Annotated in this window: 6 protein-coding genes; 2 read left to right on the forward strand and 4 right to left on the reverse strand. The window is 54.6% G+C overall.

The annotated features are described in order from the left end of the window. On the reverse strand, positions 1-353 hold a 353-nt coding region (locus tag AC3B8H_RS16780), incomplete at its 3' end, for a pentapeptide repeat-containing protein (RefSeq protein ID WP_488442695.1). 799 nt (positions 354-1,152) lie between these two features. Here AC3B8H_RS16780 and AC3B8H_RS16785 point away from each other — a divergent pair. Continuing rightward, positions 1,153-4,251, forward strand: coding sequence for an efflux RND transporter permease subunit (locus tag AC3B8H_RS16785; protein WP_488442696.1), 3,099 nt, complete (start codon positions 1,153-1,155; stop codon positions 4,249-4,251). 42 nt (positions 4,252-4,293) lie between these two features. Here AC3B8H_RS16785 and AC3B8H_RS16790 read toward each other — a convergent pair whose 3' ends face one another. Next, a complete protein-coding gene (locus AC3B8H_RS16790; RefSeq protein ID WP_488442697.1) occupies positions 4,294-4,623 on the reverse strand; it encodes a hypothetical protein in 330 nt (109 codons plus the stop codon). A gap of 423 nt (positions 4,624-5,046) precedes the next feature. On the opposite strand from AC3B8H_RS16790, the gene AC3B8H_RS16795 reads away from it, so the two are divergent. After that, complete coding sequence (locus AC3B8H_RS16795) at positions 5,047-5,355, forward strand: hypothetical protein (protein WP_488442698.1); 309 nt, start codon at positions 5,047-5,049, stop codon at positions 5,353-5,355. A 76-nt stretch (positions 5,356-5,431) separates the two neighbouring features. Here AC3B8H_RS16795 and AC3B8H_RS16800 read toward each other — a convergent pair whose 3' ends face one another. Both AC3B8H_RS16800 and AC3B8H_RS16805 read right to left on the reverse strand, forming a co-directional pair. After that, positions 5,432-5,908 carry a NifB/NifX family molybdenum-iron cluster-binding protein gene (locus AC3B8H_RS16800; protein ID WP_488442699.1) on the reverse strand — a complete coding sequence of 159 codons (477 nt, stop codon included), beginning with the start codon at positions 5,906-5,908 and terminating at the stop codon, positions 5,432-5,434. Positions 5,909-6,025: 117 nt separating this feature from the next. Next, positions 6,026-6,343, reverse strand: a complete 318-nt coding sequence (locus tag AC3B8H_RS16805; RefSeq protein ID WP_488442700.1) for a hypothetical protein — start codon at positions 6,341-6,343, stop codon at positions 6,026-6,028. Positions 6,344-6,561: the final 218 nt, after the last annotated feature.

A 6,561-nucleotide genomic window follows, 5' to 3' on the forward strand; every position in this document is an offset into this window, starting at 1 on the left:
ATTGCCCCAGACAAATTGCATTCAGATAAGTGACTAGCAGTGAAATTGCAATTTCTGAAATTTCCGCCCGAAAAATCCGCATAAAAAAACTCTATCTCGCTCAAGTCTAAACCCGATAGGTCAACACCATTCAACGGTATGCCGCGCAAATCAAATTTGTCGTCAAACTTGCCGATATGTTGTTCCAAGGTCTGTCTTGAAAAACGCCCTGAATGAAGGCTTTTAAGTATTCCTTGCCCAGTAGGTGTTTGCCAGCGCTGGCGAATCTCTGGCTTTGGGAGATTGGCAAAATGCTGCCACTCAAGCCCTGATCCTAAGCTGATGTTTTGACTCGGAGTAATGAAGGGTTCCATGATGAAAGTATACCAAACACTCGATTTCTTTCATCTAAAATGGCTATAGGACTGTTCTTCGGGACGAGAATAGCTAGGCGCAAATTTAGGCGCACTACTCAAACAAACCGACTCAAAACCACTCAAACCCAAACAACTTGAAACTATTGATATTTAAGGAATATACTGTAGCTTCACGTTGTTTCAATTCGTCCAATCAGCACTCGTAACGCGAAGGTCGTAGGTTCGATTCCTATTGCCGGCACCATTTGATTTGCCAAAACCCGTTCAATCGCCTATTTTCCTGGCTTTGGCCGCAGTTCGCGGCGGAAAACGGAACGCGCTGCCGAAAATCGCCACCCCGAACAGCGGCATCCGCCAATCAATCACGGAATAACAACAATGAACGGCGAAACTCATACCGGTGTCTGAACGCCATCGGTCGCGGCTAAAGCTACTCCTACACCCATTATTTTCATGCTCCTGGGCGAAAATCCTTTCATGACCGTAAAGTTAAACATGAAGCACAATTGGAGGCATGCAGCTAAAACCCGCTCGTATTTGACCGATCGCCAAGCCGCTTGACGAAAATATTATCCACGCAGTAACGCGCCATCCAGGCCGCGACTGGACCGGTTACACCGCGAACCACGACGATGTCGGCGCGATACCGTTGCCAGGCGTTTTCGCCCGGATTCTCACTGCCCGAAACGTTTCGATCGGTCCGTGCCCACGCGCCTGCCAGCGATTACGCGTAGCCGGCATGGACCAAAATCGATCGGACAGGCAAAATAGCCGATTAGCCAACCGCCGCTCAAACATGCTCGCACTCCTGGTCCGCTTTTCCATACGCTATTCCGGCATCGTCGTCGCGCTGGCCCTACTGCTGTTCGGCTACGGCGGCTATCGCTTCGCCCATGCCGGCCTGGACATTTTTCCGGAGTTCGCGCCCAAGCAAGTCATCATTCAAACCGAAGCCCCTGGGCTGGCGGCCGAACAGGTGGAGGTGCTGGTCAGCCAGCAGATCGAACAGGCCGTTAGCGGACTGATCGGTCTGAAAAATCTGCGTTCGCAATCGATACAAGGGCTGTCGATCGTCACCGCCACCTTTGAGGAAGGCAGCGACGTTTACCGCAACCGGCAGTTGGTCGGAGAGCGGTTGACCGGCATCGCCCAACGGCTGCCCGCTGGAGTCTGCACGCCGATCCCTCTGCCGCTGTCGTCGTCGTCCGCCACGGTGATGACGATAGGATTGCGGGCCGGCGGCAAATCGTTGATGGAATTGCGCAGCCTGGTGGATTGGACCTTGGTGCCGCGCCTGCTGGCGGTACCCGGCGTCGCCGACGTCAACGTGTTCGGCGGCGACATTCAGCAGTTGCAAATTCAACTGCTGCCGGCGGCCTTGCAGCGTTACAACCTGTCGGTCGACGAAGTGGTCAACGCCGCCGCCAGCGCCAGCGAAATCAGCGGCGCCGGTTTCATCGACAACGGCAATCAGCGCTTTTCGCTGCAGATCGGCGGTCAACCGGGTAATCCTCAACAGTTCAAGCAATTGGTCGTCAAGCGTCTGAACGGCAGCAATATTTTGCTCGGCGATGTCGCCGAAGTCGGCTACGCGCCCGCCCCGGCCATCGGCGCCGCGCAAATCCAGGGCCAGCCAGCCATCGTGATGATGATCATCGGCCAGTACGGCGCCAACACCTTGTCGGTGTCGCGGCAAGTCGAAACGGTGCTCGAGGAGTTTCAACCACTGTTCGAGCAGCAAGCCATCGCCTTTCATGCCCGCCTGTTCCGTCCGGCCGACTACATCGAAACCTCGCTGCACAATCTGGCCGGCCATTTGCTGATCGGCGGCGGCTTCGTGCTGTTGGTGCTGTACGGCTTTTTGTTCGATTTGCGCAGCGCGTTGATTGCCGCCACCGCGATTCCATTGTCCTTGCTGACCGCCGCCCTGATATTGCAGACTTGCGGCGTGAATTTAAACATCATGGTGCTGGGCGGTCTGGCGATCGCATTGGGCGAAGTCGTCGACGACGCGATTATCGATACCGAAAACATCTTCCGCCGCCTGCGCGAAAACCGTCTGAAAATTCACCCGGACCCCGCCGACGAAGTGATCTACCACGCCTCGCTGGAAGTACGCGGCTCGGTGGTTTACGCCAGTTTCATCGTCGCGCTGGTGTTCGTGCCGCTGCTAACCCTGGCGGGCGTTAGCGGCCGCTTGTTCGCGCCGCTGGGCGTGTCCTATATTCTGGCGATCATGATGTCGCTGCTGGTGGCCTTGACCTTGACCCCGGCGCTGTGCCAGCTGTTGCTGCGGCGGCGCCTGCCGGACACCGCCGAGCCGCCGCTGATCAAGCGGCTAAAACCCTGGTACGCCAAACAATTGCGGTGGACGACCCGCCATTTCCGAGCCGTGGCCGGCCTCGGCGTGGTCACGTGCGCGGTCGGTCTGGCGGCGTTTCTGCGCTTGGATCACCAATTTTTGCCGGAATTGCGCGAAGGCCATTTCATCGTCCATACCGCCAGCGCGCCGGGCACCTCGTTGCAGGAGTCGTTACGGGTCGGCGCGTTGTTGAGCGAACAGTTCGCCGGTATCGAGGGCGTCGAGTCGGTGTCGCAATGGGCGGGTCGGGCTGAACGCGGCGCGGACACCTACGGTAGCCATTACAGCGAATACGAAGTGCGTTTGCGGCCGTCGTCCGGTCGCGACCAGCAACGAATATTGGACAGCCTGCGCGACGTGCTGGAACGCTTTCCGGGCATCGGCTTCGAAGCCAATACCTTTTTAACCGAGCGGGTTGACGAAACCATTTCCGGTTATACCGCGCCGGTCGTCGTGAATCTTTACGGCAACGACTTGAACGAGCTCGACGGCAAGGCCCGGCAATTGGCGGCCTTGATCGAGACCATCCCCGGCGCCGCCGACATTCAGATGCGCTCGCCGCCGGCCAGCGCGATGCTGCAAATCCAACTCGACGGCGAGCGCCTAAAGTTTCGCGGCATCAGCCCGGCGCAAGTGATGGCGACGCTGCAAACCGCTTACGAAGGCCGCATTGTCGGCAAGAACATCCAGGGCAACCGCATCTTTAACGTGACGGTCACCTTGCCGCCGGCAAAACGCAACGATCCGGAATTCCTGCGGCAACTGCCGTTGAAAAACGCCGACGGCCAGCGGGTGTTGCTTGGCGACATCGCCGATATTCACCACGGCGAGGGCCGCTACAACATTCTGCATCAGGGCGCGCAGCGCATTCAAACCGTGACCTGTAAGGTCGGGGATAGAGACATGGACGAGTTCGTCGCCGAACTCAAGCGGCGGGTAAACACTGAAATCGCCTGGACCGGCAGTGCCCATCCGCAATTCGTCGGCGCCGCGCTGGAGCAGGCCGAGGCCCGCGAATCCTTGATCGTGCATGCCTTGCTGGCCGGCGTCGGCGTGCTGATTTTCGTCTACATCGCATTGGGCAGCCTGCGCCATATGCTGTTGACCTTGCTGAATCTGCCGTTCGCGCTGCTGGGCGGCGTCGCGGCGGTGGTCGTCACCGACGCAACGCTTTCGGTCGGCTCCTTCGTCGGCTTCGTCACGTTGTTCGGGATTACCGTGCGCAACTGCATCATGCTGATTTCGCACTACCGGCATTTGATCGAATTCGAAGGCCAGGTTTGGAACCAAGCCACGCTGATCCGCGGTGCCCAGGAGCGCCTGCCGGCGATTTTGATGACCGCGCTGGTCACCGCGCTGGCAATGCTGCCGGTCGCCTTCGACAGCGACAATCCGGGCCGGGAAATCATGGGGCCGATGGCCGCGATCATTATCGGCGGCTTGGCGTCTTCGACGCTGCTGAATCTGCTGTTGATGCCGGCGATTCTGCAACGCTACGGCCGCTTCTCGGTGGAATTCGAGCCGCGGGTGTGACGGTTCGGCCGGCGTCGGACGGGCGCGATCATATTCGCGCCGTCAACCACCGTCGATTTCCTGCTCGAGCAGGGTCCGCAAACCTTCCGGCATTTCCAGCGTCAACGGGTCCCACCCTTCCAGATTCAAGACATCCTGCAAGCACTCCTCCATGATCCGATGCGCCGCCAACGTAGCTTCGGCGATACGTTCATGCACCTGGCTTTGCAGCTCGCTACGGCCGCGCTCGGCGCAATTGGCTTGATATTCGTACAGCTTGCGCAGGCTGTCGATCTGCACGCCGACTTGCGACGGACAGGAACACAGATACAGAATCGATTGTAAATTGATGCGCCGCAACTGCGCATTGCTGAACTTGGTTTCCAAACTCATGAGCCCGAACCTCTCGGTTGCCGTTGTTATTATAATTTTTCAGTCGCGCAACTGCTTTGGGGGCTGGTGCGCCCGGCGAGGCACTGTCAATCCGCGCCACGCCTACCCGCTTGAAATCGCAACGATTTCAGCGCGCCAACTTTACAGGGATTGTTTAAAGATGCAAGTTCGGCACCTTCGATAGGTGGAAAATCAGCCCTCGAAACCGCCGAAAATTGTAGTGACCGAAAACGCGAACGGCGATGTCTGAACTTAGAGCCTCGTTTCGGCCGCGCCGTTTTACTTAATGCACCCAAGCCAAACAGCGATGGCTGGCGATTGAACGGTTACGAGTAGATTCCGCGCGTAAATTCAATAGATATGGCATAGGCTTTGCTTTTTGAATATCTGCAAATTTTCAGACTCAGCCTTTACATTCGCCTCATGAGCAGCAACAAAAACGGATTAAACCAAACACAAATCGAACATTTATCGTCGTTGCGATATATCAACCTGATAGACGAACATATGAAAATCGTATCCAGCGTTAAAGTGTTCGATAACGCCGGACCGGACGATAATTCGGTGCTATTGATACTCGATATTTTTATTGACGATAAGCAAATCGATCGAATAAGTTTTAATTTACACAATTATGCCTATCAAGAGATCATGGAGGTTGCGCGAAATATTCGCGACAACGACTATATTTTGCGCGCGGTGGACGCTGCCTTGGCGGGAGATATTGAATGAACTCGGGGCCACGCTAGCGATGCGATCGAAAGCGTGGCTCGGGTTCAGCATTTAAAGCCCATTAGCCGACATTGTATTATTCATCCCATTCTTCGTCCGCCATCTCGTCAAATCGGCCCTGATCTTTGCCGGATTTTTGCTTGAATATACGCTCCAGCAACGGCGAAAGCGTTCCGGACAACTCGTTTTGCAATTCGGCGACCACTTCTTCAATTTCCGGCCCGCCTTTGACAATGACCGGGTGCGCGCCCAATTTGATTAATTCATTCGTCGCCGAACCGCCGACCGAGCCGCAATAGACCAAATCGCAGCCGTTTAACCAAGCCAGTTTCGGCTTTAACTTGTCTTCGTTACCGTCGCGCAACTCCTTGCCAAACGATTTAGCCGCCATCGGCGTCGCGCTGTCGGCATCGATACTGTATACGTGAAATCCCAAGGACGAGCCGAAATGCTGATTGATAATTTCCCCATCCGAGCTCGCAAAAGCCACCAGTAGTTTATCGGCATCGACTTCAAGGTCCGCAACACAATTTACATCTACAAGTTCACTCATATAACAATCCTCAAGGAATATTTTGGCCTAAAAACGACTCATGTATGACAATCGACTATGTGTAGCGCCAGTAAGCGTCTTTGATACCAGGCACCAAATTATCAAAAACCAACCGAATTACTTGCGTTGATGATATTCCGCAACCAGCACTTTAATCTTTAATCGCATAATTTCTTTCAGCATACGCATTTTTCGATCGTGTTCCTGATGGGCAATATCGTAGATTTGCTTTCTCAGCGTTTCGTTACTCTCTTCGGGTAAACTCAATGACCATTCGCTGAAAAAGGTATCGAAACCGTCAATGGTTTTAATCAACTCAAATCTTAGTTTTTCTCTGTCCTTCCGCGGGACGGCCTTTAGCGCATCGTCGATAACCGCGTCGAGCTCGGATTTTTGTTGCCTATCGGAAATAGGGAACAGAATGATTTCAGACATAAACACCGACAAATGATAAGCAAGCGAACACAGCGTTATTTTCTGTATGGCTTACCTCATTCATATTTTGCACCACTTTATAAGCAATTGATTTAGAAACAAAAGGATTGTTTTTGTTTGTTGCTTTTACAACAAACGAGAACCCGCTCGAACCGCGATGTTCGAATGGTTACAGTGATGTTTAAGCCACGCGCCACAACCGGCTTTGAAAGACGGCC

Source organism: Methylomonas sp. BG-2 (assembly GCF_057766305.1).